Source organism: Sphingobium sp. PNB (assembly GCF_019873065.1).
GTDB classification, from domain to species: domain Bacteria; phylum Pseudomonadota; class Alphaproteobacteria; order Sphingomonadales; family Sphingomonadaceae; genus Sphingobium; species Sphingobium fuliginis.
Window position 1 is genome coordinate 1 of sequence record NZ_JAINEZ010000216.1, and the last position, 1,168, is coordinate 1,168.

The 1,168-nt window shown below is 64.3% G+C and carries 1 protein-coding gene; it reads left to right on the top strand.

All coding sequences use genetic code 11. The annotated features are described in order from the left end of the window. Positions 1–209: 209 nt before the first annotated feature. On the top strand, positions 210–1,151 hold the full coding sequence (locus K7W03_RS27475) for an IS110 family transposase (RefSeq protein WP_065847925.1): 942 nt from the start codon (positions 210–212) through the stop codon (positions 1,149–1,151). The last annotated feature ends 17 nt before the right edge of the window (positions 1,152–1,168 follow it).

Below are 1,168 nucleotides of genomic sequence, written 5' to 3' on the forward strand. Positions count from 1 at the left end.
GCTTGTCTTATGACATTGCGGTCCGTTTGGGTCATGCTGGATTGCCCGGGCCGGGGTGGCCACCCCGGCCCGGGCGGAAGGGGACGGATCGTGAAAGCGCCGGTCGTTGTGGGACCGGGTTAGAGTAGGATCGCCCCTTTCTTTTCGTGTCGGCCCGAACGGATACCGGGGTTTTGGACCCGGATGACAAGCATGGGACAGCGGAAAAGATGAGCGACAATCTACCACAGACGATCGGCATCGACATCTCCAAAGCGAGCCTCGACTGCCATGTCCACCCTGCCGGCGCCGAGCGCCAGTTCGCCAACACCGCCAAGGGCCACAAGGCGCTGATCGCCTGGCTGCGACAATGGCCGGTCGAGCGGATCGCCTATGAGGCAACCGCAACCTACCATCGGGCGCTGGAGGCGGCTCTGGCCGACTGGCCCTGCGTGAAGCTCAACCCGGAGCGCGCCCGGCGCTTCGCCCAGGCGACTGGCATTCTGGCCAAGACCGATCGCATCGATGCCATGTTGCTGGCCCGTATGGCGGCCACCTTGCAGCCGCCGGTCAGACCCGCTCGAAGCGCACAGCAGGCGCAGATGGCGGAGCTCATCAATGCCCGAGACGGCCTCGTGCGCGATCGCACCGCGCTCAAGAATCGCGAGAAGAACCTCACCATCGCCTTCCTCAAGCGCCAGTGCCGGCAGCGGCTCGAGCAGATCGATCGGCATATCGAGGCGCTCGATACCGAGATCGCCAACCTGATCGCCGCCGATGCCGCGCTCGCCCGCCGGCATGAGATCCTCACCAGCATCGCCGGCGTCGGAACGCTGACCGCCAACCAGCTCATCGCCACCATGCCCGAACTCGGCAGCCTCGAGAACAAGCAGGCCGCATCCCTCGCCGGTCTCGCCCCCGTCGCTCGACAGTCCGGACAATGGAAAGGCAAGAGCTTCATCCGTGGCGGACGCGCCAACGTGCGGCAGGCTCTCTATATGCCGGCCCTCGTCGCCGCCCGGTACAATCCCGATCTCAAGGCAAAATATCAGCAGCTCGTTACTGCCGGAAAGCCCGCCAAGATCGCCATCACCGCCGTCATGCGAAAGCTCGTCGTCACCGCGAACGCCATGCTCAAAGCCGATCGATGCTGGACGCAATCTCCAGCTTGATCATCACGGATACTCTA

What these genes read in the sequence shown, in the direction of transcription:
- K7W03_RS27475 (WP_065847925.1), top strand. Translation starts at nt 210, where the DNA reads ATGAGCGACAATCTACCACAGACGATCGGCATCGACATCTCCAAAGCG.